Below are 24,232 nucleotides of genomic sequence, written 5' to 3' on the forward strand. Positions count from 1 at the left end.
CATTGGCTCATGATAAGGGCTTAAAGTGAAGTCTGAGTTTGGATTTCACTTTAAGTCCTTTTTGTTGCAATTTTTCCCAAAGGCTTCAATATCATTTATGATAGGATAGAGTGATGATAAATATTACTTCCCATAATAAGGGTTTGGAGTGAATTGGAGGATGCTTATGTTTTGGAAGAATGTCAGCGCTTACAGAAGTTCGGGTATTTTTAATAAAATGATATTGATCATTTCCTTTTTACTGCTGCTGTCCTTTCTATTCTCTTTAACCGTGCTGCAGTATGTTTATCGAATTTATGACAAGCAAATCTATGAAAAGGCATCCGAAGTGCTGGGGATGTCATCGATCAGTATAGAAAGTACTTTAAGAGAGTTGGAACAACTTTCTTTTAACGTGGTCTCTGATGAGCAAATACAGGAATGCCTTCGTCAGTTGCAGGATGATCCTCAGCCGTATGAAAGACAGGTTCTACATAACAAGATCATTAACAGGTTAGTTGCCTTTGCAGGAGCTGAGAAATATGTCTATTCTATGATGCTGTTGGATACGAATGGCGGTGCTATGACCGCAGGAAATCGTGAGGGTGTATCACAGGATCTTCAGGATCAATTAAAACCTCTGGCTAAGGAAGCTGGGGGTAGCATAGTGTGGTATCCCCAAGGAAATAAAAATTCACTCTTGGCTGTTCGGCAGATTAAATCTTATACAGGGTCAACCTTTACGCTGGCCGATCTAGGGACGTTAGTTATCCGTATTCGAATTGATCGCATTATAGCCGATAGCACAAGTAATACTTCGGATGGCGATCAGTTGATTGTTGTTGATGCGATTTCAGGGCTGGCGGTTTATCCTCAAGCACCAATATTACTGCCAACGGAGCTTAAAGAGGAAACGGAACGTTCTGAGCTCTATCGGACAGCCAAGTATGAAGAAGGAACTTATTTTATCACGAAGACTAAATCATCTTATATGGAATGGATGTATATCAATGCCACCCCATTCAATGAGATGTTCAAACATATTACTTTTGTTAAAAAACTGGTCGTCATCATTTTTGCGCTCATACTATTAATTGGACTGCTCTTAGGTTATCGATTAGCTCGAAGTATTGTTCGTCCGATTTCAAAGCTGACTAAAAAAATGAAACAAATCGAAAAAGGAGATCTGGATAATCTGGAGGAACAATCTCTAGGTGTAGTTTCGCAAACTGCGCAGGACGAAGTAAGTCAGCTTAACCGTACCTTTAAAATGATGATCCGCAGAATTAGAGAACTCATCGATGAGAATTACGCGAAGCAGCTCATTATTAGAGAGACCGAGCTTAAAGCGCTGCAGGCACAGATTAATCCGCATTTTTTATACAATACCCTTGAATCGATCAATTGGTTAGCGAAGATGAACAAGCAAGCGAAAATCTCTGAAATGGTTGAGGCTCTTGGATACTTGTTCCGCAGTTCGATCGGTCTTAAAGACCCTTTGATTACGATTGAAAAAGAGCTTACTATCGTGCGTAATTATGTCATTATCCAAAAAACACGGTTTGACGATAGACTTGATTTCCGGATGGATTTTCCTGAGCATTTACATGACGCTTTAATCCCGAAGCTGACACTTCAACCACTAATCGAGAATGCGATCCGATATGCATTAGAACCTAATATTGAACCCTGTACTATTTCTATAACCGTGAGTGAGGAGGAGCATGGACTTGATATTCGTGTTAGTGATAATGGACCGGGAATGAGTGCGGAGTTCATCAAAGATTTGCAGCAAGGTAGAGTCAAGACACGTGGCGAAGGCATCGGGTTAGCGAACATCGCAGAGCGTATTCAAATCGTGTTTGGTTCAGAATGGGGTACAGTGATTGAAAGTAAGCCAGGCCAAGGAACGATAATACATGTACGTATACCTTATTTAAAAGGAGTGCTAGAGAATGTATAAGTTACTGCTGGTTGATGATGAACGGTTGATACTAGAAGGCATATCGCAGGTAGTAGACTGGGCACAGGCAGGAACTGAGCTGGTGGGTACGGCGCGAAACGGGATAGAAGCCTTGGAGAAAATAGAGGAGCTTCGTCCTGACATAGTGATCACTGATATTTCTATGCCCGGTTTGGATGGACTAGGCTTGGTACAGAAATGTAGTGAACGATTTCCTGAGTTGAAGTTCGTTATGTTGACGGGGTATAAGGATTTTGACTACGCCTGTATCGCTATGCAGCACGGCGTGAAACATTACTTGCTAAAGCCTTGCAACGAAAATCAAATTCATGATGCACTAATTGAACTGGTAGCAGAGCTCGATGAACTAAAGGGCCGGACAGATTTTGTAAATGACATGAAACAACGGTTTACCAAAGTTCTACCACATGTGAAGGAACAATTTTTGAAGGAATGGATCTCTAACAAAACATACGGAAGTCAAGATCTAGAGTACTATCAGGAGCTGCTAGGTATCGAATTAAATGACAAAATGGTGCGTTTGATCTTGTTCAGACTGGAAGGTTCTTATGAATATGAACAACTTTTTGCTTTGCAAAATATTGCACAGGATATGCTTCAAGAAACGCTACTTAGTACAAGGATCGGCGGATTTATTCTGATATTAATGGAAGTCGAAGGAGAGACCGCGCTGAATAGTACAATGCTTGAGCGAATTTCAGAAGTAAGGAAAATGTTCTACAAGTTTTACAAAGTGGATGTAACCATTGCGATTAGTGACGCGGACTTCATGATACATTCACGGCGATTGTATCGTCAGACCCTGCAGTACCTTAACCACTGTTTTTATATGGAAGAGGGAGGTCTGATCACAGGTAGTGATCTACCTAGTGATGAACTAAGCGGAAGAAATGATATCGAACTAGACGAAGAGCAAATCTGTCTGCTGATTAAGGCGGGCGAGCAAAGTGCAGTAGAGTTAGAATTAGAGCGCTTATTTAACCTGCTTGCTGAACAGCGTGTGGATATAAATGTAACGCGATCTTATGTTTTGCAATTGTATTCTGCGATGATAAGGTTAGCCGTCCCTGAAGAAAGAAATAACTTTACTTCAAGTATGGCAGAATTAGCGGAGATCAGGACTTTAGGCGGCCTTAAAGCCTATGTAAAAGATGCGGCGGTTCGTCTGACAGCGATGTACGATCGTCATTTCCGCTGTCGCCAATCCTTAATCGTAGATAAAATGTTCAAAATTATTGCGGATGATTACAAGAATGCGGAGCTGTCACTTAGCTCAGTCGCTGCTGAGATGTTATATATGAATCCTGATTATCTTGGAAAAATATTTAAGAAAATCACTGGGGAGAAGTTCTCTAATTACGTTACCAATTACCGGATTACTAAAGCATCGGAACACATTTTGCATAGTGGTGATGTAAGAGTATTTGAACTCGCTGAAATGTTCGGCTTTGGTGGGAATGCACAGTATTTCAGTCAAGTGTTCAAAAAAGTAACTGGGCAGACACCCACTGAATTTATGAAACCCTCACAAGGGAACTGATTATTGAACAAACAAGACGGTTTTTTGTATTCATAAATCACTAAATATTTGAGAAAATTTATCCATGAAAGCGCTACCTAAAGGGATCAGAGCCTTTACACTATTATAGGAAAAGGGGACATGAATTTGAAAAAGAGATTCGCTTTACTAGCCGTACCATTGTTGCTGTCATCTATATTAGCGGGTTGTGGTGGAGGTAACAACAATAACAGCGCTGCCGCTACGGACTCAGCTACAAATGCTCCTTCGGAAACGAAGCCTGCAGCTACGACCTCAGCAGAACCTGTAACCCTGCGTATTGCTTGGTGGGGTGGAGATACACGACATTCCTATACACAACAAGTGATTGATATGTATGAAGCCAAATACCCGAATGTAACGATTGAACCAGAATATGCGTCCTTTGATGATTACTGGAAAAAACTTGCTCCGCAAGCAGCAGCAAATAGACTTCCTGATATCGTTCAAATGGATATTTCTTATATTAATCAATATGGATCTAACGGACAGCTCGAAGATTTGAAGCCTTATTTGAACTCTCAGATACAAGTAGGCGATGTGAATGAGAACGTACTTAGTACCGGGGTAATCAATGAGAAGCAATATGGAATTCCACTAGGTGTTAACGTACTTGGTTTTCAATATGATCCAGAATTGCTAAAGAAGGCAGGAGTGGATTCTATTCCAGAGAACTGGACTTGGGATCAATACAAAGAAATTGCTGCGAAAGCTAAATCGGCTGGACTATACATCAACGGTTCCATGGCAGCTGACGTATTCTTCAACTATTATCTTCGCACAAAAGGGCTGGCGTTATATAACAATGATGGTTCAGCGCTTGGATATGAGGACGATGCTTTATTCACTGACTTTTTCGGAATGCTGTCTGGTTTAATTAAAGATGGTGCGGTTCCAACCCAAGACAAACTGAGCCAAAACAAAGGCGTTATCGAAGAGTCGGATATTGTTAAAGGCACAGGTATCGGTGTATGGCAATGGTCGAACCAATATGTTGCTTTGCAAATCGCTGTAAATCGTCCTATGGCGCTGGCACAAATGCCTGGTCCAGATATGGAAAAAGGTCTTTACATGCAGCCAAGTATGTACTGGTCGGTTACTTCTAATTCCAAAGTGAAGGAAGAAGCAGCGAAGTTCGTTGATTTCTGGATTAATGATCCTGAAGCCAATAACCTGATCAAAGGTGAACGTGGTGTGCCAATTTCAAGTAAGATTAAGGAATCTGTTTCTTCACAATTAACGGATTCTGGTAAACAAGTATTCAAGTTCGTTGCTGACATGGAGCCTACTACTTCTCCAATGAGTCCGCCAGTGGGATCGCCAGAGGTGGTAGCACTCCTTACAGACCTTGCTGAACAAATGAACTTCGGCAAAATTGACCCAGCAGCTGCAGCAGCACAGTTCCGAAAAGAAGCGAACGCCATTCTCTCCAGCCGGTAGTAGTAAAGTAACAGATAACTATACTGCGTCTAAAATGGGAAACGGCATGCCATTTAGTTAGGCGGCAGTCCGTTTCCCTTATTATTCTAAAAAGGAGTTGGAGACCCTTGGCATCCACGAATCCCCTTCCTTCGAATCCGCTGGCTTTTAAGAAAAAGAAGCTAACAGGCCGGAGTTTGCGAAGCAACCTTACAGGATATGCCTTCATCAGTCCGTTCGTCATTGGTTTTCTTTGCTTCACACTGATTCCAATGATCATTTCTCTTTATCTTTCTTTTACTAAATATAATTTATTCGCTCCACCTAAATGGATCGGATTTGATAACTACATCAAAATGTTCTCGAATGACCCGAAATATTTACATTCACTTAAGGTTACGCTGCTTTATGTATTTATTGGTGTGCCTTTACGTCTTACCTTTGCATTATTTGTGGCTATGATTCTAAATACAAAATCGCGCATGATCGGAGCCTATCGTACAACTTATTATTTACCTTCTATTATAGGTGGCAGTGTGGCGGTATCCATCATGTGGCGTAATATTTTTAGTGATACTGGAATTATTAATGGTATGCTCGGTTTTTTCGGCCTTGGTCCAGTAAGCTGGTTCGGTAATCCGAGCGCTGCGCTTATTATGTTGATCACCTTATCCGTGTGGCAGTTTGGTTCATCCATGTTGATTTTTCTGGCGGGTCTAAAAAATATTCCTGGTGAAATGTACGAGGCAGCTAGTGTAGATGGAGCAGGTTTTTTCAGAAAGTTTTTTAAGATTACAATGCCCCTCTTAAGCTCAGTTATTCTGTTCAATCTAGTCATGCAGACGATCAGTGCATTTATGACCTTTGTTCCAGCTTATATTATCTCTAAAGGTGAAGGCGGACCAATGGACGGTACGATGTTGTATTCTCTATATCTATTCCGTCAGGCCTTTATGTTTAATAACATGGGTTATGCTTCGGCTATGGCGTGGGTAATGTTGTTGCTAGTTGGCATCATGACCGGAATTTTGTTCAAGACATCCAAATCGTGGGTCTTCTACGAATCGGAAGGAGGAAAATAATCCATGGCGAAAATGAAACTGAAATGGCCGCTGTATCACATTCTTATCGGTGGCCTCGCTATCATTATGCTGTATCCGATTTTGTGGATGATCATGAGCTCTTTTAAAGAGAGCCGGCTTGTATTTGTTACCGCTCAGCAGCTTCTTCCCGATCCTTGGGTATGGGGGAATTATGCTAAAGGCTGGGAAGGGATTGCAGGATACTCCTTTGGTGTCTTTATAAAGAATTCATTAATTATCGTCGTTGTAGCCACTCTAGGAGCGGTGGTTTCTTCTTCACTGGTAGCCTTCGGATTTGCACGTAATAAGTTTGTAGGGCATGGATTATGGTTCGGTATCATGATGATGACGCTTATGCTTCCTTCAGATGTAGTGCTTGTCCCGCAATATATTATTTATGCAAAATTGGAATGGCTCGATAGTATCAAGCCGATCGTGGTTCCACAGTTCTTCGGAGTTCCGTTCTTTATTTTCCTAATGCTGCAGTTTATTCGGACAATTCCTGTTGAACTTGACGAAGCGGCTACGATTGATGGTTGCGGGAAATTTGGTCTATACTTCAGAATCATTCTCCCACTCATCCGTCCATCTATGGCTACTGCAGCGATTTTTTCCTTCTATTGGCGCTGGGAAGACCTGCTTGGGCCAGTGTTGTACCTGAACTCTCCATCTAAATATACAGTTTCTATGGGACTAAAAATGTTCCTCGACAGTGAGTCCGTGTCCAACTGGGGACCTATGTTCGCTATGTCCGTTCTTAGCTTGGCACCTGTCATGATTATTTTCTTTATCTTCGAAAAGCAGATTGTTGAAGGAATCAGCACCAGTGGTTTGAAAGGATAATATCTCTAATGAAGAAAGGTGCGGCTGAATTTGGATAGCTATCATTTTGACTTTGGGATTAAAGATACAGAGCCTGGCTACACCAAAATTCGGCCGGATACAAGGTACTCTCCGGAGACGAGATTTGGGTTTACTTCAGACTCGACAGTATTCGGACGTTCCAGAGGAGGGTCAGATACATTACGAAGTGATTTCTGCATTCCGCAGAGAGCTGTCCTCCTATTGGATATTCCTGATGGGATTTACCGCATTTCTTTGTTACTCGGTGACGCTTTAGCAGATACCAGTACAGTAATTCGAGCAGGTGATGGTAAGTACGTATTAGATACTTTGAACGTCCCGGCAGGTCAATATGTACGAGAATCATTTGCGATGCGAATCATGGGTGGTCAGCTAAAGCTCACGTTCTCGGGTGCTGCACCCCGAATAAATGCAATGGACATTGAGCCTGATAACGAACCACTCGTCTTATATTTGGCCGGTGATTCTACGGTAACCGATCAAGGAGAAGCAGGTTATCCTTATGCTGGCTGGGGGCAGTTACTGCCACGCTGCTTCAAAGCAGGACTTGTTGTGGATAATCGGGCTATTTCTGGACGTAGCTCCAAGAGCTTTATTGAGGAAGGGCATTTGGATAATCTTGCCGCAGCTATCAGACCTAGAGATTATATGTTCATTCAATTTGGACATAACGATTCCAAGGGTGATGATCTAAGACACACCGACCCCTTTACTACATATAAAGAGTATTTGCTAAGGATGATTACAGTTGCTAGGGAAGCGGGAGCCTACCCGGTATTGGTGACCGCTGTACATAGGCGGAGATTTGATATTAATGAAGCAATCTTAGACACCCATGGGGACTATTTAGTAGCTATGCGGGAGCTCTCAGAGACTGAGCAGATCCCTCTGATCGATTTGGCAGAGAAGAGTCGTAAGCTTTTTGAAACCTATGGAGTGGAAGGAACGAAGGATCTGTTCATGTGGAGTTATCCCGGAGAATATATCTTGCATCCAGTTGGCGTACAGGACAATACGCATTTTCAGATTCTAGGTGCAAGACTTCTAGCTGAACTCATTATTGAAGGTATTCGTGAAGCCGGATTAAATGATCTCATGATTCATCTTCGGCAGGGAGAATAGACACGCCCTTAGGAAAAGTAAATATCTGTCGATTCAACTTCTGTATGCGAGGTTAAGGTTAGGGAAAGAACTTAACTGTAAGGCTTGCATGACAAGAAGGAGGATATTTAGACATGGCAGATAAGAAGCTGGAAGGCAAGGTAGCAATTGTAACAGGAGGAGGTTCCGGTATTGGACGAGCGACCGTGCTTGAGTTCGCCCGAAACGGGGCCAAGGTTGTATTACTAGATAGAACGGTTGAGAACGCAGAAAAGGTTAGAAAACAAGTTGAGAAAGAAGGCGGAGAAGCCCTCGTAATAGAATGCGACGTTGCTGAACCCCCGCAAGTGGAAGCAGCAATAAACAAGGCTGCCGCGAAATGGGGGCGTCTTGATATTGTTTTTGCTAACGCAGGGATCAATGGAGCCATGACGCCCATTGAAACGATGGATATTGAATCTTGGGATCAGACCATTCATATTAATTTGCGTGGAACCTTCGCGACTGTTAAATATGCGATACCGCATCTAAAAGATAGCGGGGGCAGCATCCTGATTAACAGCTCCATTAACGGAAACCGTGTATTTTCCAACGTCGGTTTTTCCGCATACAGTACGACAAAGGCAGGCCAGGTTGCTTTTATGAAAATGGCAGCATTAGAGCTGGCACAATTTCAAATTCGCGTAAATGCGATCTGTCCCGGGGCTATAAAAACCAATATAGATGACAACACTTTTCCATCTGAAGATCTCAAAGAGGTAAAGATCCCTGTTGAATTTCCAGAGGGGGATCAACCGCTGGAGGAAGGACCTGGGCGTCCTGATCAAGTTGCAAAGCTGGCACTATTTCTGGCATCCGAGGATTCAGATCATATTACAGGAACTGAGATCTATTGTGACGGTGCAGAATCGTTGCTCCATGGTTAAATTTTCGTAAATCATCTCTTCCATTAAAACGGATTCTATCCTCTTTGTTATGCGGGATCAAATTGATCTTGAGCGCATATACATTGAGGATAAGAATGCCGTTTTTTTGATGTAAAATAAAGCTAATCATTATCTCTGTTTTCCGTTATAATGGAGTATCTCTGGGAAAGGAGAATAAACGATGGATTTTCATATTGAATCATTAATTAAGCTATTAGTGGCCATGCTGTTCGGGCTGTTCATCGGGATTGACCGACAGATCAAGCAGAAACCGCTGGGGATTCGGACCAGTATGGTCATAAGCATCGCCTCTTGTCTTGTAACAGTAGTGTCTATTCATGCCTTTGATAAGTTTGCAGGACCAGAGCATCCGAATATGGATCCGATGCGACTGGCTGCACAGATTGTCAGTGGGATAGGGTTCTTGGGTGCTGGTGTTATATTACGAAGAGGCGGAGATGCGATATCAGGTCTCACTTCGGCAGCACTTATCTGGACAGCTTCTGGAATTGGTATAGCTGTGGGCGCAGGCTTCTATATTGAAGCAGCCTATGCGGTTATTCTTCTGATGTTTGCGGTGAATTTGGTTCCTCATTTAATTCGCTCCATTGGTCCTGAAGTACTTAATAAGCACGAAGTTTCGGTTAGAATCATCATGGAAGCCAATTTTGTGCTTACTGAAGTGATCCAAAAAATCGAGCGGCCTCAAGTTAGTACTCAACGAAGTACTAGAAGTCCATCTCGGGCAATCCGCAGAATGAAAATTAAGGATTTGGAAGATGGAAGACAAATGATCGATATGGTGATTTCAGCACCGGATAAAGATTATGCAACAGAGATCTATTATGATGTGAAGAAAATTGATCATGTCATGAGCGTTGAAGTGGAACAGCTGTAAAAAAGGACATGTCACGTCATGACCAGATGTGGTAATCTATCAAGTAGAGACAATTATCAGACACTGGAAGGGAGAACACATTATTATGTCTATCACAGCATATGAAGGGCAATATGAAGGAGAAGCAGCCATCTGGTTGAAAGCTGGCCGTTATGAGGCAGCTATACTACCAGGTATCGGCGGCAATTTGATCTGTTTCCGAGATACCGAAAACGGTTACCGGTTCTTGCATGAACCGGGCGCAGAGGAAATGGAAGCCTTCAAGGCAAGTCCAGGCATCCATGGTATTCCTGTATTATTTCCTCCGAATCGTTATGAAGATGGTAAATTTCCATGGAATGGTCAAACTTATCAACTCCCAGTAAATGAAGTCGCAACGGGCAACCATTTACACGGATTTTTACATACGGCAGCTTGGGAAGTGGAAGAGTTTGGTAGCGGGAAGACGGAAAGCTTCGTAACCGTATTCATCAAAGTGGATGAGAATCATCCTTCTTATCAATATTTGCCGTTTAAATACACAATGAAACTACGTTATACCCTTGGTGAAGGTGGCTTATCTCAACAGGTGCAAGTGCACAATGATGGTGATGATGTGATGCCTTGCTTGCTGGCATTCCATACCGCAATTAATGCACCATTCGCACCGGGTAGCACTCCACAAGATTATCTTGTAAAAGCTACCATCGGTAATCGCTGGGAACTGAATGACCGTATGCTTCCGACTGGTAAATTCCAAGAGCTGGAGCCGGGAGAAACTCAGCTTCGTGATGAAGGTGTGAATCCTTATTTTGCTTCGATGGACAACCATTACACGGCTGTTGCTCAGAACGGGCGTAACCGGATGGAGCTTACGGACAGCAAAGCTGGTGTAACTTTAGTTTATGATGTAGGGACTTCGTACAAGCAGTGGATGATCTGGAATAATGGTGCTTCTGAACAGTTCTTCTGCCCTGAACCGCAAATCAACCTGGTGAATGCGCCAATGGTAGATCTGCCAGCAGATGAGATCGGCTTGTTCAGCCTCAAACCAGGCGAATATTGGGAAGAAAGCAGTCGTCTGTATGTGAAATAGGATAATCGTGAATCATCAGATGTGATAAAGAAAGGGCAGTCTAATCGTAGTTTTCTACGAATAGACTGCCCTTTAACCTTTGAATTAGGAGCTGGACTTTATTTTTTGCTAGCTATTTCTTCATTAATCTGCTCGATAATATCTAGTATACTCTTGGAGCCAAGATCTCCTTCGCCGCGTTTTCTTACGGATACATTGCCAGAGTTCTTCTCATTCTCACCAAGTACGAGCATGTAAGGAGCTTTTTCCAGCTGAGCTTCACGAATTTTGTATCCTAGCTTCTCATTTCGGATATCAACCTCTACACGAATCCCAGCTTGTTCTAAAGATTGTTTCACCTGAAATGCATAATCAACGTAGTTCTCAGAGACGGGCAATAACTTCGCTTGAACCGGTGCCAGCCATAGCGGGAATGCTCCTGCATAATGCTCCGTAATAATCCCCATAAAACGATCAATCGACCCATAAACAGCGCGATGAATTACGACCGGGCGGTGCTTAAGATTATCTTCCCCGATGTAAGTAAGATCGAATTTCTCTGGCATTTGCCAATCTAGTTGGATGGTCCCACATTGCCAGCTTCGTTTTAGCGCATCTAAGATATGAAAATCAATCTTAGGTCCGTAGAACGCGCCATCACCTTCATTCACACGATACTCGATCCCGAGATTGTTTAATACATTTTGCAGAGATTGTTCAGCCTGATCCCATAATTCTTCAGATCCCATATAATCTGCCGGACGAGTCGATAATTCAATTCTATACTCAAAGCCAAACACTCCATAAATATGGTCAATCAGTGAGATTACCCGGCTTATTTCATCCTCAATTTGCTCTGGTAAAACGAAGAGGTGGGCATCATCCTGACAGAAAGTACGAACTCTCATCATCCCGTTAAGTGCGCCAGAATATTCGTGGCGATGTACTTGACCGAATTCCGCAATACGGATAGGCAGCTCTCGGTAGGAATGCAGATTATTTTTGTAGATCAACATATGTCCCGGGCAGTTCATCGGTTTAAGGGCAAATGTTGTTTCGTCTACATTTGTGAAGTACATATTGTCTTTGTAGTGATCCCAGTGCCCGGATTGTTCCCAAAGCCGATTGTTCATCATCAGCGGTGTACGAACTTCATCGTACTCTCTCTGTCTTTGTAATTCACGGGCAAAGTTTTCAAGCTCTGTACGGATTGTCATTCCCTTGGGAAGATAGAAGGGCATACCTGGTGCTTCTTCAGAGAACATGAACAATTCCAGTTCCTTGCCGAGCTTACGATGATCACGTTTTTTAGCTTCTTCAAGAAAGAGCAAGTGGTCTTCAAGCTGAGCTTTCTTAGGAAAAGCAGTTCCGTAAATGCGTTGCAGCATTTTATTATTGGAATCTCCACGCCAGTAGGCTCCAGCTACATTTAACAGCTTAAAGGATTTGACCAAACCAGTAGAGGGAAGATGTGGACCTCGGCATAGATCCGAGAATTCACCTTGATCATAAATAGATAATACTGTGTCTTCCGGCAGATCACGAATAAGCTCCAGCTTTAAGGGCTCATTCATCTCTTCAAAAAGCTTGATTGCTTCTGTGCGTGAAACGACACGGCGGACGATCGGGTGATTCTCTTGAATAATTCTCGCCATCTCTTGTTCGATTGCAACAAGGTCATCCGTGGATAAAGGTGACTCAATATCAATGTCATAATAGAAGCCGTCTTCGATTACTGGTCCTATGCCAAGCCGGACACCCTTATCTCCATATATACGTTTTATGGCTTGTGCCATGATATGTGCTGTACTGTGTCTATAAATTTCCAGGCCGTCTTTGCTATCCAACGTAACAATTTCGAGCTGGCAATCATGTTCGATCGGTTGGTTTAAGTCAACGGATCTGCCATCAATTTTTCCAGCTACAGCACTTTTTTTCAGACTGGTACTTATGGCACCTGCTGCTTCTTTAATCGTCGTTCCTTGCAGTACCTCTCTAATTGTTCCGTTTTGCAGTGTTACCTTGATCTCCATGATTGTTAGCCTCCATTTCTCAAAAATTGTTAGTGGTGAACGCAAAAAAACGCATCTCTCCCAGAAAGGGACGAGTGCGTTCAGCTCGTGGTTCCACCCTAATTCGACCTATCACAAGGATAGGACCTCATTGGTATCCGATATCGGGGATAAATCGGTGTCACATACTACCGCGAAATTTGGATCAACGGATTCAGCGCCACAGCTACAAAGGGGTAACTTCACAATCGTTTACTGGAGAAGCTTTCAGCCTGGACCTCTCTCTCTGGACAGTTCGTATAGGAAATCATGTCTTTGATCATTGCCATATGATGTTGCTCGTTCATAGTACTCAATTGCACACCATAAAGTCAAGAGGGAAAAACCCAGAAGTAGAGGATCTTTTTATTTATGGTCACCATTTGTGTATTGGCAAAGGAGATGAAGTACTCATTGGCGAAAGTATGATATCAACCCATTTAAGGAGGTTTGATATGCAGATTCTCGCTATGCTGACTATGCTAATCGACCATATTGGCTATATCTTTTTTCCAGAGGATATTGCTTGGAGATATGTAGGGAGAATAGCCTTTCCCATTTACTGTTACGGACTTGTGCAGGGACATATCCATACTTCATCCAGACCAAAATATTTGTTCCGACTGCTCATAATCGCTATTATTGCTCAGATTCCATACAATTTTGCAATTAATCCTGGCGGATGGAATGTTGTATTTACACTTCTGTTATCGGCAATCGTTTTGGTTATTTTGGATAAGCTTCCCACTCTATGGCTTGGTATACCTGTTGTCATTGGGGCTATCGCGTTAATGGATTATTTCCCTATAGACTATAATGCGTATGGTCTCCTATTAGTATTAATCTTCCGTTATACGAAGTCATACTGGCTTGTCGGAGCTCATTTAGCACTGAATGTATTCTATATGTTCTATAATTTTTGGACAGTGCAAATGCTTAGTATTATACCTACGCTGTTGATTGCTTTGACGCCTGCACTATGGGAATATTTAGAGCGTCACCGGGTGCCACGCTGGGTGTGGTGGTCTTTTTATCCAGCACATTTATTGATTTTGGGCATATTCAAGGGTCTGATTTACAATGATTGGCTTTCTATTGAATGGCGAAGTTTGTTGAATTTATAGTATTTTTACAATAATTAATACTTTGATTTACAAATGTTACCTTTGCTGAGATAATGGATTGATTTCAAAAAAATCTTAAAAAAGGAGACTTGCTATGAGGAGAATGAAAGCTAAGGCAAAATGGTTTATTCCTTTTGTCGCACTGCTGCTTGTTCTGGCCGGTTGTCAATCGGTTGGAGGTTTCGATGTTAATAAGGCATTGATCGGGGATGTCGATGTTAAATCATCAGAATCCAGCATGACGTTTTCTATGAACGCTGAGCCTTCAGAAGGAATTAGCGCAGAAGATAAGGAAATGGTCGATCTCATAAATTCTTTTTCCGTGAGTATCAGTAATGCAAAGTTACAAGAGAATGGTAATGTATCTGCAAATGGAACGATCGGCTATAAACAATTGAATATTCCTTTCGCATTGTTTATGGACAAACAAACTTTAGTCTTTACTGTTGAAGGAGCAAAACAACCGTTTTACTTCCCAATTCAAGGCTATGATGAGGTTTTTGCTGAAGTCGGTTTGGATCTGACTAAAGCTGAGGATCTTAGTAAGCTGCTAACGAAGTTTGTGGTGAAGAATCTTCCGAATCCAAGCGCAATTAGCGTAACACCAGTTAGTGAGGCTGTGTATGGTCAGCAAGTGAATATGACGAAGTTACATACCGAAGTGACGGGTGATGAGCTTCCAGCTTTGTTAAAAGGATTCCTGAAATCGATCTCTAAAGATACTGAAGGCTTTACAGAATTGGTTGGTGGTCTGTACGACTATCTGTACCCAGTGATCAAAGCTATGGACGAAAAAGGCTCCGGTGATTTGCGGAATCTTGGTTTTGGAGATATCCCTTTAGATGATAAAGAAGCAGTAGTTACCGTACTTCATGATGCAGCAAAATTGGCTGTCGATGCGGTACTTCTGGTATATGACAATCAACTGGATAGTCTTTACAAATCCACCCCTGAGCTTAAGACAGTGCTGAGTAAGGATACGAAGCTTGCTGTCGACATTTTTGTTGATAGCAGTCTACATGTTCGTAAACAGAATGTTGATCTGAAAGTGGCACTTCCAGGTACTGAAGATATGCCGTTAAAGAGTTTCTCCCTTAAGGCTTCCAGTCAGGTTTGGAACATTGGTGGTGCTGTAACCGCAGATCCAATCAGTACAAAAGGGGCACTTGATGTTTCTTCCGGTAGTTTAACGCCTGCAGAGACTTTGAACAATTTCGACCCGAATTCTAACGTTTATCGTATATTGAAAGACGATCTTGGTATCACCAAGAGAACGATTGTCATCGAGCCTGACGACGAATATTATTATCCGATCGTAGACAATTATACGACCTACATTCCACTGCGATACCTGGCAGAAGATTTAGATGCTACTGTGGAATGGGATACAGTCAATCGTGCCATTATCGTAACGGATGGTGTGTACGGTGATAAGCTGGTATTCAAAATCGGTTCTTCCGAAGCAGTAATTAACGGTGAAAAAGTGAAGCTTGCTGAGCCTGTATTTGTTGACGAATATGGTGATGCCTATGTATCACTGCGTGTGCTTGCTGAAGCACTTCATGCTTCTGTGTATGTAGATGATGAGGGTTGGATTACTATTACTCGGAAATAGTTGTTCGATCTTCATCAATCAAATAACACATCCAAACCCAGCTTCTTATTTCGCAGAAATGCGAGTGGGAGCTGGGTTTTTCCTTATAGAATATGCCATTCTTTTATTGCTTCGTTAAAACCACCTCTAAGTCGACATTACTTAACGCTTTTTCTTCAGCCATACTTTGAACATAACCTCCCAAGAAACCGTCCTGCTGTCCCTCCCAAAGCCTGTAGCCCGGCAACGCTTTAATATCTTTAGCGAATGTACCCGCAGTTCCTGCGAAGTATCGTACATTCAACATGGACATTACCTTCGCCATGGATTCTTTTTCAGCTTCTGTTAAAGGACTTTCCTTAAGACTATCCATAGCTTTGTCATAGGAGTTAGAAGCAAAGGCTTCTTCGGCATATGCTTTGAAGTTTAAGAGATTGTGATCTGTAATCTGGTTAGCTTCAGCCCAACCTTCAACGTTTAAGGCTGCTGTTTTATAATTTACGGCCCGCGTGACGGGATCGAAGGTCATGGCACCATATTGATGTGGATTGACGGCCATTGCACTCGTAGCGATATCAAAGATTGGCATTTGTTCAGTGGATTCTGTGTCTTGATTCGTGTCTGCTGGATCTACTTGAATGTCCTGCATATGAATATGTCCTGAAAGGACTAGATTCAGCCCATTCTTCCGTAGGGATTGTATAGCTTCCTGACTGTTATTAAGCTTAAATCCTGAAACAGACATAGAAGTATGGCTAAGTAAGTTATGGTGCATCACCGTAATCACTGAAGCGTGTTCTTTGGCTGCAAGCTTAACGGATTCGTCCATCCATGAAAGAGTAGAGGAAGCAATACGTCCATCCGTCTGAGGGAATCCGTATTTCAGATTATTAAGATATTGGCTGCTGTCTATCATGAGAATCCATAAGTTGGGGGCGGCCTCGACGATATAGCTTAATGATTCCTTATCACGTGATACAGCCTCTTTGTAGCCGAAATCCGCATACATTTTGACGAAGTCTTTGTCCGTAATTGAATCCGTAAGGAGCTGTTTATCGCCGCTGAAGGATCTAGCCCAAGGATTGAATATGTCGTGATTGCCAGGAATGACATAAACAGAGGTTCCTTGTTGTTCAATTCGTTTTAACTTTTCGGTTAACTTTTGATGGCTGCTGCGTTCCCCATTATTAGTTAAATCACCACTGAGGATGATAAACGCAGGCTTTTTCTGTTCAGCTTCATAGACCATAGCTTCAGCCATTTCATCACTGTAAGGCAGCATTTTCCCGTCACCGCCCGTGACATAGGTCTGAAAAGCCTGACCACCGTCCTGAAGATCCTTATCTAAAAAGTGAGTATCTGTAGCTACCCAGAAAGATACAGGTTTAAGTTCAGTCTGATCAAGTTCTACAGCATTTAAATTAGACGATTTTGTGTCTTTACAGCCAGTAAGCGCCAAGCTAAGGCAAAGGAGCATCATACAAGAGAATATGACCGTTTTTTTATGTAGGATGAGCGCTTTATCTGTTGTGAATTTCATATAAATAACCTTCCTTCTGTACTTTTGCTGCACTATTGTAGCTTATTTTCAGCAGTTATGTATATCGGAAAAGTGAAGAGGAGATGTTACTTACCGGGAGCCTTTTATATCCGACAATATTAGTTGTGAATAAATGTTGTGTTTTTAGAAAAAAGGTGATAAGATGTACAAAAGTAAGTTACTTAAATAAATGGAGGTAGTTATTTTATGTCTAACAATTTTCTAGAAGCGGTTAAAGGAAGACGTTCTATTTATGCTATTAGCAAAGAATCCACGGTAACAGATGCTCAAATTATTGAAATCGTTGAACAAGCGGTTTTGCATAGCCCTACATCATTCAACTCCCAAAGCTCCAGAGCGGTTGTTCTTTTAGGTGAACAGCATGATAAATTATGGGATATCACGACAGAAACTTTGCGCAAAATCGTTCCAGCTGAACAATTTGAAGGAACAGCGCAAAAACTAGCATCTTTCAAAGCAGGATACGGTTCCGTATTGTTCTTTGAAGACCAAGCGGTAGTGAAGAACCTTCAAGAAAACTTTGCATTGTATGCGGAGAACTTCCCAGTTTGGTCCAACCAATCTTCAGGCATTCTGCAATTCGTAGTATGGACTGCACTTTCTGAAGTAGGTTTAGGCGCATCCCTGCAGCACTATAACCCACTGATTGATGACGAAGTGAAAGAAGCATGGGGCATCCCGCAAGAATGGAAGCTGATTGCACAATTGCCGTTTGGTAAGACAGTAACTCCAGCAGGTGAGAAACAATTCCAACCGATTGAAGATCGCGTTAAAGTCTTTAAATAAGCTTAAAAGAGTGTTTAAAACCTTCTTGACCTGGCTAAGTGAAGTATATAGCAGGTTAAGGAGGTTTTTGTATGCCGTGGAACAAAGATGATTATCCAGATTCACTGAAGAACTTCACAGCACCAGTTCGTAATAAAGCGATAGATATTGCTAATGCACTGCTAGAAGATGGATATGAAGAGGGAAGGGCGATCTCTATTGCTACCTCGCAAGCGAAAGAGTGGGGAGAGAACCGTGATAAGCAGATTCGAAAAAAAGGACACTAATCAGTTCGGAAATTGGTACAAAAAAAGCAGGACAGCGTCTTATAACGCTTGTCCTGCTTTTTACTGTCGTATTATTTAGCGGATTCAGTTCCTGCTTCTGCGCTTGCAGATGGTTCAGGAGAAGCTGTTGCTTCTTTTTTGGCATCCGTAAGTGAATTTGTGATTTTAGCTTTTGCAGTTGTATCTGACAACCAAGAAGTGGAAAGGGTGGAAACCTTTTGAGACACAAGCGTCTTTTTGATTTCATCTTTCTTTTCTTCCAAGGTGTAGTTTTTAGCATCTTTGTGGTCGGTTACTTTAATGATGTGATAACCATAATCGGATTTCACAGCATCACTTGTTTCCCCGACTTTAAGCTTAAATGCTACATCAGAGAATTCAGCTACCATATCTCCACGTTTGAAGAAGTCTAGATCTCCGCCATTATCTTTTGAACCAGTGTCCGAAGATTTTTCTTTGGCTAGTTCAGCGAAATCTGCTCCATCTTTCAATTGCTTCAGAATTGCATCAGCTTCTTCTTTAGTCTCAACGAGAATGTGGGAAGCGCGAACTTGTTCTTCTTCGTTAAAAGAAGCTTTATTTGCATCATAATATTCCTTGATTTCTTCAGCGGTTACAGTTACTTGCGGCTCAAGAATCTTACGCAGTTTAACTTGCAGTGGCATTTGTTTCTTCAAGTCATCAACGGTCATTGAGCTTTGTTGCAATGCAGCATTAAATGCAGCTTCTCCGCCGAATTGAGCTTTAAGATCTTCTAATTCAGCATTGATGTCTTCATCAGTAACGGTTACGTTAGCTTTTTTAGCTTCTTGATCAACGAGTTCTGTAGTAATCATAGCTTGCAGCGTGCTTTCTCCACCAGCTTCGATCAATTTATCATAAAGTTGTTCTTTAGTAATGTTAGTTCCGTTAACGGTAGCAACAGCTGTGTTGCTGTCGTCCTTTTGGAACGGAGGCTTAATCAGTACAATGATAAGTGCCGCAGCCAGAACCACCGAGGCAATCATCCAGCCCTTGTTACCTTTAGGAGAAGCTGGTGGAGCAGGTGGGGTTGTATTGTTGTTACTGCCGACTTTGTTCATTACCGGAATACTTTCTTGTTTTACTGTATTCACAGGTTCTTCAGCAGCTACGACCTCCACTTCATTTACTTCATTGGTATTCTCGGAAGTGTTCAACTCTTCCTCCGTAGTACCGTTGTTTTCTAAGTTCTCATTTCCATTCAGATCTTTTTTGTCCATTATGAGTAATGACTCCCTTCAATATAGGTGTTGCTTGTCTATTAACAACTTTAACAGAAATCCAGATCCTAAACCTTAAGAAAGTATAAAAAAAGATAGGATCTTTTTAAGTTTCTATTAATAAAAAGCAAAAAGCCGGAATTGGCATCGGTAACATGCCCTTCCGGCTTATGGGAATAAGATGTTTACTTCAGTCCTTTCAATAGATGACGAATACTTTCTTGTTTCCGTCTTGGGACACGAACGTTTTTAGCGAATAGTCCCTTTTCTCCGAAATAAATGCAGTCGTCTTCGATAGAACTGATCTTGTTCAGATTGACATAACAGCCACCGTACACATGATAGTAAGTTGAATTGGATAACAATCGTTTTAATTGCTCGGCAGTCATTCTCTTTTTTATGTTGTAGTTTCTGCCGTGAAAAATGACCAAATCATGGTCTCCGACCTTAAAGAACAGAATGTCTGTTTCCACCTCGAAGTCCTCGTATACATTTCTGGCTTCCAGCAGGATGCTACTCATTCATGTTCCCCCTTTGTACTTAATAAAAGACTAATGTTAGCGCTTTCATTATAACACACTCCCTAATCCTTGGAAAGCCTTATTTTTGAACTATTTGTCACACTTTTTACTTTATAGTTTGTCATTAACGTTTAAAAACTGTAAATTATATAATAGCAATACTTTGAAGGAGGAATATAGTGATGGAAAAGCAGACTAAGTTATTGCTGTTTACGGGTTCTTATGCAAGTGCCACGGAAAGCGGTGTGCAGGTATTTGAATTCGATGGCGAAGCAGGAGGTACGTTAAAATTAATCGACTCGGTTCAGGGCTTAACTAACCCTACCTTTGTTAATGTGGATGCTACAGCGCTGCGTTTATATGCCATAGGAGAAAAGCCGAATGGTGAGGGTGGAAAAGAGGGCGAAGTCGTTACCTTTGCAATCGATGCTAAGAGTGGGAAATTGAGCGAATTGAACCGAATAGCCACAATGCCTGCTTCAGGTAATGGCCAAACGACCACATGTCATATTTCTAGAGACCTAAACAATGAATACGTTGTTGTATGTAGTTATCATGGTGGCACTGTAGGCTTGATTACATTAGATGAAGAAAAAGTTGCTAGTCAACTTTCGGATGTCGCCATTCATTCCGGCCACGGTCAACACCCTGAACGTCAGGATCGCCCGCATCCCCATTCAGCTATCTTCAGTCCGGACGGGCAGTATCTGTTTGTTTCTGATCTTGGTCTGGATATCATTCGGTCCTACAGAATCAACAGAGATTTGAACAAACTAGAAGTTCACGCTGATACGGTGCTTCATCCGGGAGCGGGACCTCGTCATTTTACTTTTCATCCAGATGGAAAGTCAGCTTATGTAATAAACGAAGTGGATTCCACGATAACATCGTTTACATATGACAGTGCTACAGGTACTCTTCACACTGTAGATACAGTTTCTACTTTGCCTGAGGATTTTAAGGAAGAGAATACTTGTGCCGAAATTGCTACTTCAATAGATGGAAAATATCTTTACGCATCTAACCGTGGAGCAGATAATATCGCAGTATTTGCGGTGGATCCCGCTACTGCCAAGCTTACATTAATTGAATATGTATCCACTCGTGGAGGGCATCCTCGACACTTCTCTTTAACTCCGGATGGGGCTTATCTGATTGTTGCGAATCGTGACGCTAATAACTTGGTTGTATTCTCTATTGAAGCAGCTAGTGGTCGTCTCGTATTTACTGGAAATACAGCCGAGGTATCTAAGCCGGTATGTGTGAAGCCTGTGATTTTCCCTGTATAAAAGAAGCTCATTAACAAGAGTGAATTAGACAATTTAAGAAAATAATAAAGGGAACACCGGATATGTTGTCCGGTGTTCCCTTTATTATTGAAAAGAGGATGAAGAAATGAAATGAGCTTGTGAGCTATTTGAGTGAGACGGGCTTAAGAGGTACAATAGTGGATACTGCAGATTTAAATAGCACATTCTGTCTGCCATCACCTTGACCCTGTAAAGTGATTGTGAATGCATCATACGAGGTTACGACGCCTTGCATTTTCACACCATTCGTTGTGAAAATCGTCACGGGCACCTTTGTGGAAATAAACTGGTTCAACAAACGTTCCTGTAATTTTAGACTCTCCACTTTGGCAGCACTCCATCTTTTTGTATATTTATTTCTCTATAATTATAGCACGGGTTAGAGCTTCACTGGAAATGCGATCGACAGGCACAAAATTAGACACGGAGGTATTTATGCTTTATTATCAGAACTGGTCTAGAGGTTTTCGTTATTTTATAGGGTTTGCTGCTTGTTTCGTCGTTATTGCGATTCTAGTTCATATGAATAAGGTATCATCATTTGATAACTATATGATTCATTTGGTTCAATCCGCTGAATCACCTGGGCTGACCTCATTTGCGAAAGGATTATCTCTGATTGGTTCCTCTAAGGTAGCGATTGGAATATCTATCGGTACGATGGCTCTGCTCTATTTTCTGCTGAAACATCGGCTTGAGCTAATTCTATTCCTATGGGTTGGACTAGGCTCACAGCTATTGAATACACTTATGAAGTTGTGGTTTCAAAGGGAACGCCCGAATTTCCATCGTATTGTCCAAGAGATTGGGTATAGTTTCCCAAGTGGACACTCTATGGCAGCCTTCTCCTTGTATGGGGTAATTGCCTATTTACTGTGGCGGCATTTGCCGCGAAGAAGTGAACGGATCCTGTTAATAATGTTTGCAGTATTCATGATCGTAGGCATTGGCTGGAGTCGTATTTATTTGGGAGTCCATTATCCTAGCGACGTTATTGGAGGTTTTGCTGCGAGTGGCGCATGGCTGATGTTATCCGTCGGTCTATTTGAAGCCTATAAAAAACGGATATCTTCATAAGGAATGGAGATACCCGTCGATTAGTTAAGGATTCAGTGGGATATTTTAAGGGTTCATCACATGATGTTCCGAAGATTTTCGATCCTGGAAATGACCCATTTTACCTATTTTTTTCTTCAGCATAGAAGGAAGTCCAGCCTTTAGCTTTTGGGCTTCTTCTTTCGTGAGCCGTCCCTCGGTGATGGCTTGATCCAGCCGCTTACTTGCGGATTCGCTGAGCTTCTGAATATATTGCTCCTCTGTCCAGCCTTTTTTCTCACGGGCTAGCTCGGGGAGGGTTTTGCCTGATTTAAGGCTATTGATTAGCTCTGTTCGATCCATCTCAAGCAGCTTGGCTGTTTCGAAAATAATGAAATGTCCGCCGGCTCTGAATTTCCCGTCTTTCCCTGGAGGGGGTCTATGACCTTTTTCCAAGGGCCCAGAATCAGGTGCAGCGGAAGTTACATTCTCAGCTGACGCATGCCCAATAGGAGCAAGAGCTGAAGACAGACTGAGGAAAAGAACCGCTGTAATAGTCGCGAATTTTTTGATGTTGTTATTCATTCACTCACCTCGTATGTTATATGTGATAGGTACTTACTTGAATTAGTATTCCCTGAAAGCTGAAAGAATCATGAGTGAGAGCTTAAATGATCTTAAAATTCATCAACTCTAGGCTTGGGTAATTAGAGGAATGAGGGATTAACAGATGTCCATATTGCAGAGTGGGCCAATTTTTAGGGGGGATATTTTTGGCTTTTGGAGCTCGCATATTTAAAACAGGAATGGCAGTCACGCTTGCCTTGTATCTAGCCGAACTGCTACATTTCCCATCTTCTGTGGGCGCTGCAATCGCAGCAATTTTCGCTATGCAGCCATCGATTTATCGCTCTTGGCGTTATTTTCTTGATCAGCTGACAACGACTACAATGGGCGCGATACTCGCTCTTCTGGGAGGAATGCTGTTATCCAATAGTCCAATTGCGGTTGGGTTGGTCTGCATTCTTGTCATAATGATCAGTATGAAAATTAACCGAGCGGATACAATTAGCCTAACGCTAGTCACAGTTATTACAGTGATGGAGGCTTCTGGAGAATGGCAGTTCGCACTGAATCGTTTCTTATTAACATTGACAGGGATTGTTTCTGCATTTCTAATCAATATTATAGTAGTTCCTCCGAAACCACGTAAACAGTACATCAAGCAGATTGAGAACGTCTTTGCCAGCCTATCCTTGCTGCTAAGAACGGCAGTATCTCATGAGATGAAGGAAAGTGTGTTTCGTGATGAAAAGCTTGCACTGGAGTCATCCATTAAATCTTTAGCGGATAAGTATGCTTTGTTTGAAGAGGAGCAGAAACAGCTAAAGCGGGCGAAGTACAGTCAGACTAGACAGATGGTTGTCTATAAGAACCTGTTATCATCTTTACAAAAAGGCTTCGATGTTCTTGAGGCTGTGGACCGGCATTATTTTCAAGCGGATCGAAGCGAAGAGACTGATGCATTGTTTGACAGTCATTTGGAGCAGTTAATCAAATATCATCAACTAATCTTGTTGAAATTTGAAGATAAACTTAAACCGAACACCAATGAATCAGAACCCTTGGGAGACGAGAATGATGGATTTTTGAATTCAACGATCCTAGGGTATAATGCGGAGAAAATAGGTCAACTACGTTTGTATGTTGTAGCCGCAGCTATTTACGATTACGGGTATCAATTAGAACGCCTGGATAAAGTGGCAGATCAAATGAATCGTATAGCGACTGAGGAAAAAGAAACGGATCGTGAAGCATAGAACATAACCTTTTGATGTGCAACATATAAGCTTAAGGATTATGTTCAGAGTGAAACTT

General features: G+C 42.0%; 22 protein-coding genes. 16 read left to right on the forward strand and 6 right to left on the reverse strand.

All coding sequences use genetic code 11. The annotated features are described in order from the left end of the window. The first annotated feature begins 166 nt into the window (after positions 1-166). From ACDZ28_RS21415 to ACDZ28_RS21455, 9 genes are all read left to right on the forward strand, one after another. Entirely contained in the window at positions 167-1,942 is a 1,776-nt protein-coding gene (locus ACDZ28_RS21415; protein WP_375102707.1) for a sensor histidine kinase, read from the forward strand. Next, a complete protein-coding gene (locus ACDZ28_RS21420) occupies positions 1,935-3,503 on the forward strand; it encodes a response regulator (protein ID WP_375102708.1) in 1,569 nt (522 codons plus the stop codon). The genes ACDZ28_RS21415 and ACDZ28_RS21420 overlap by 8 nt, the downstream gene beginning before the upstream one ends. A 120-nt stretch (positions 3,504-3,623) precedes the next feature. After that, on the forward strand, positions 3,624-4,961 hold the full coding sequence (locus ACDZ28_RS21425; RefSeq protein WP_375102709.1) for an extracellular solute-binding protein: 1,338 nt from the start codon (positions 3,624-3,626) through the stop codon (positions 4,959-4,961). A 140-nt stretch (positions 4,962-5,101) separates the two neighbouring features. Continuing rightward, positions 5,102-6,022 carry a carbohydrate ABC transporter permease gene (locus ACDZ28_RS21430; protein ID WP_042132108.1) on the forward strand — a complete coding sequence of 307 codons (921 nt, stop codon included), beginning with the start codon at positions 5,102-5,104 and terminating at the stop codon, positions 6,020-6,022. A gap of 3 nt (positions 6,023-6,025) precedes the next feature. Then, on the forward strand, positions 6,026-6,865 hold the full coding sequence (locus ACDZ28_RS21435) for a carbohydrate ABC transporter permease (RefSeq protein ID WP_375102710.1): 840 nt from the start codon (positions 6,026-6,028) through the stop codon (positions 6,863-6,865). Between the two features lie 30 nt (positions 6,866-6,895). Then, entirely contained in the window at positions 6,896-8,008 is a 1,113-nt protein-coding gene (locus ACDZ28_RS21440) for a rhamnogalacturonan acetylesterase (protein ID WP_375102711.1), read from the forward strand. A 113-nt stretch (positions 8,009-8,121) separates the two neighbouring features. Further along, positions 8,122-8,913 carry an SDR family NAD(P)-dependent oxidoreductase gene (locus ACDZ28_RS21445; RefSeq protein ID WP_042126931.1) on the forward strand — a complete coding sequence of 264 codons (792 nt, stop codon included), beginning with the start codon at positions 8,122-8,124 and terminating at the stop codon, positions 8,911-8,913. Between the two features lie 181 nt (positions 8,914-9,094). Then, positions 9,095-9,811: an MgtC/SapB family protein gene (locus tag ACDZ28_RS21450; protein ID WP_042126933.1), complete on the forward strand. Its 717-nt coding sequence runs from the start codon at positions 9,095-9,097 to the stop codon at positions 9,809-9,811. Between the two features lie 85 nt (positions 9,812-9,896). Continuing rightward, positions 9,897-10,886 carry an aldose 1-epimerase gene (locus ACDZ28_RS21455; RefSeq protein ID WP_042126935.1) on the forward strand — a complete coding sequence of 330 codons (990 nt, stop codon included), beginning with the start codon at positions 9,897-9,899 and terminating at the stop codon, positions 10,884-10,886. A 98-nt stretch (positions 10,887-10,984) separates the two neighbouring features. On the opposite strand, the gene thrS is transcribed toward ACDZ28_RS21455, so the two are convergent. Further along, entirely contained in the window at positions 10,985-12,898 is a 1,914-nt protein-coding gene (thrS, locus tag ACDZ28_RS21460) for a threonine--tRNA ligase (RefSeq protein WP_375102712.1), read from the reverse strand. 179 nt (positions 12,899-13,077) lie between these two features. Here thrS and ACDZ28_RS21465 point away from each other — a divergent pair, with 179 nt between their 5' ends. Together ACDZ28_RS21465 and ACDZ28_RS21470 are read left to right on the forward strand one after the other, a co-directional pair. Further along, entirely contained in the window at positions 13,078-14,040 is a 963-nt protein-coding gene (locus tag ACDZ28_RS21465; protein WP_375102713.1) for a TraX family protein, read from the forward strand. A 94-nt stretch (positions 14,041-14,134) separates the two neighbouring features. Next, on the forward strand, positions 14,135-15,655 hold the full coding sequence (locus ACDZ28_RS21470) for a copper amine oxidase N-terminal domain-containing protein (protein WP_052414575.1): 1,521 nt from the start codon (positions 14,135-14,137) through the stop codon (positions 15,653-15,655). 103 nt (positions 15,656-15,758) lie between these two features. Here the strand turns inward: ACDZ28_RS21470 and ACDZ28_RS21475 are convergent, their stop codons facing one another. Continuing rightward, the gene (locus ACDZ28_RS21475; RefSeq protein ID WP_375102714.1) at positions 15,759-17,174 is read right to left on the reverse strand and encodes a metallophosphoesterase; all 1,416 of its coding nucleotides are present in this window, start codon (positions 17,172-17,174) and stop codon (positions 15,759-15,761) included. Between the two features lie 207 nt (positions 17,175-17,381). Here ACDZ28_RS21475 and ACDZ28_RS21480 point away from each other — a divergent pair, with 207 nt between their 5' ends. Further along, positions 17,382-17,981, forward strand: a complete 600-nt coding sequence (locus tag ACDZ28_RS21480) for a nitroreductase family protein (protein WP_042126941.1) — start codon at positions 17,382-17,384, stop codon at positions 17,979-17,981. A 71-nt stretch (positions 17,982-18,052) separates the two neighbouring features. After that, positions 18,053-18,247, forward strand: a complete 195-nt coding sequence (locus ACDZ28_RS21485) for a hypothetical protein (protein WP_042126943.1) — start codon at positions 18,053-18,055, stop codon at positions 18,245-18,247. 71 nt (positions 18,248-18,318) lie between these two features. Here the strand turns inward: ACDZ28_RS21485 and ACDZ28_RS21490 are convergent, their stop codons facing one another. Then, positions 18,319-19,488 (reverse strand): peptidylprolyl isomerase, encoded by a 1,170-nt coding sequence (locus ACDZ28_RS21490; protein WP_375102715.1) that lies wholly within the window; start codon positions 19,486-19,488, stop codon positions 18,319-18,321. 185 nt (positions 19,489-19,673) lie between these two features. Continuing rightward, the gene (locus tag ACDZ28_RS21495) at positions 19,674-20,009 is read right to left on the reverse strand and encodes a hypothetical protein (protein ID WP_042126947.1); all 336 of its coding nucleotides are present in this window, start codon (positions 20,007-20,009) and stop codon (positions 19,674-19,676) included. A 182-nt stretch (positions 20,010-20,191) separates the two neighbouring features. Between ACDZ28_RS21495 and ACDZ28_RS21500 the strand changes: the two genes are divergently transcribed. Further along, positions 20,192-21,298: a lactonase family protein gene (locus ACDZ28_RS21500; RefSeq protein WP_375102716.1), complete on the forward strand. Its 1,107-nt coding sequence runs from the start codon at positions 20,192-20,194 to the stop codon at positions 21,296-21,298. A gap of 124 nt (positions 21,299-21,422) precedes the next feature. Here ACDZ28_RS21500 and hfq read toward each other — a convergent pair whose 3' ends face one another. Further along, entirely contained in the window at positions 21,423-21,644 is a 222-nt protein-coding gene (hfq, locus tag ACDZ28_RS21505; RefSeq protein WP_042126951.1) for an RNA chaperone Hfq, read from the reverse strand. Positions 21,645-21,754: 110 nt separating this feature from the next. On the opposite strand from hfq, the gene ACDZ28_RS21510 reads away from it, so the two are divergent. Further along, positions 21,755-22,396 carry a phosphatase PAP2 family protein gene (locus ACDZ28_RS21510; protein WP_052414577.1) on the forward strand — a complete coding sequence of 214 codons (642 nt, stop codon included), beginning with the start codon at positions 21,755-21,757 and terminating at the stop codon, positions 22,394-22,396. A gap of 45 nt (positions 22,397-22,441) precedes the next feature. Here the strand turns inward: ACDZ28_RS21510 and ACDZ28_RS21515 are convergent, their stop codons facing one another. Further along, complete coding sequence (locus tag ACDZ28_RS21515; protein ID WP_052414578.1) at positions 22,442-22,939, reverse strand: hypothetical protein; 498 nt, start codon at positions 22,937-22,939, stop codon at positions 22,442-22,444. A 188-nt stretch (positions 22,940-23,127) separates the two neighbouring features. On the opposite strand from ACDZ28_RS21515, the gene ACDZ28_RS21520 reads away from it, so the two are divergent. Continuing rightward, positions 23,128-24,174 carry an aromatic acid exporter family protein gene (locus ACDZ28_RS21520; RefSeq protein WP_042126955.1) on the forward strand — a complete coding sequence of 349 codons (1,047 nt, stop codon included), beginning with the start codon at positions 23,128-23,130 and terminating at the stop codon, positions 24,172-24,174. The last annotated feature ends 58 nt before the right edge of the window (positions 24,175-24,232 follow it).

The sequence above is a fragment of the Paenibacillus sp. RS8 genome, from assembly GCF_041956825.1.
Taxonomy (GTDB): Bacteria; Bacillota; Bacilli; order Paenibacillales; family Paenibacillaceae; genus Paenibacillus_AQ.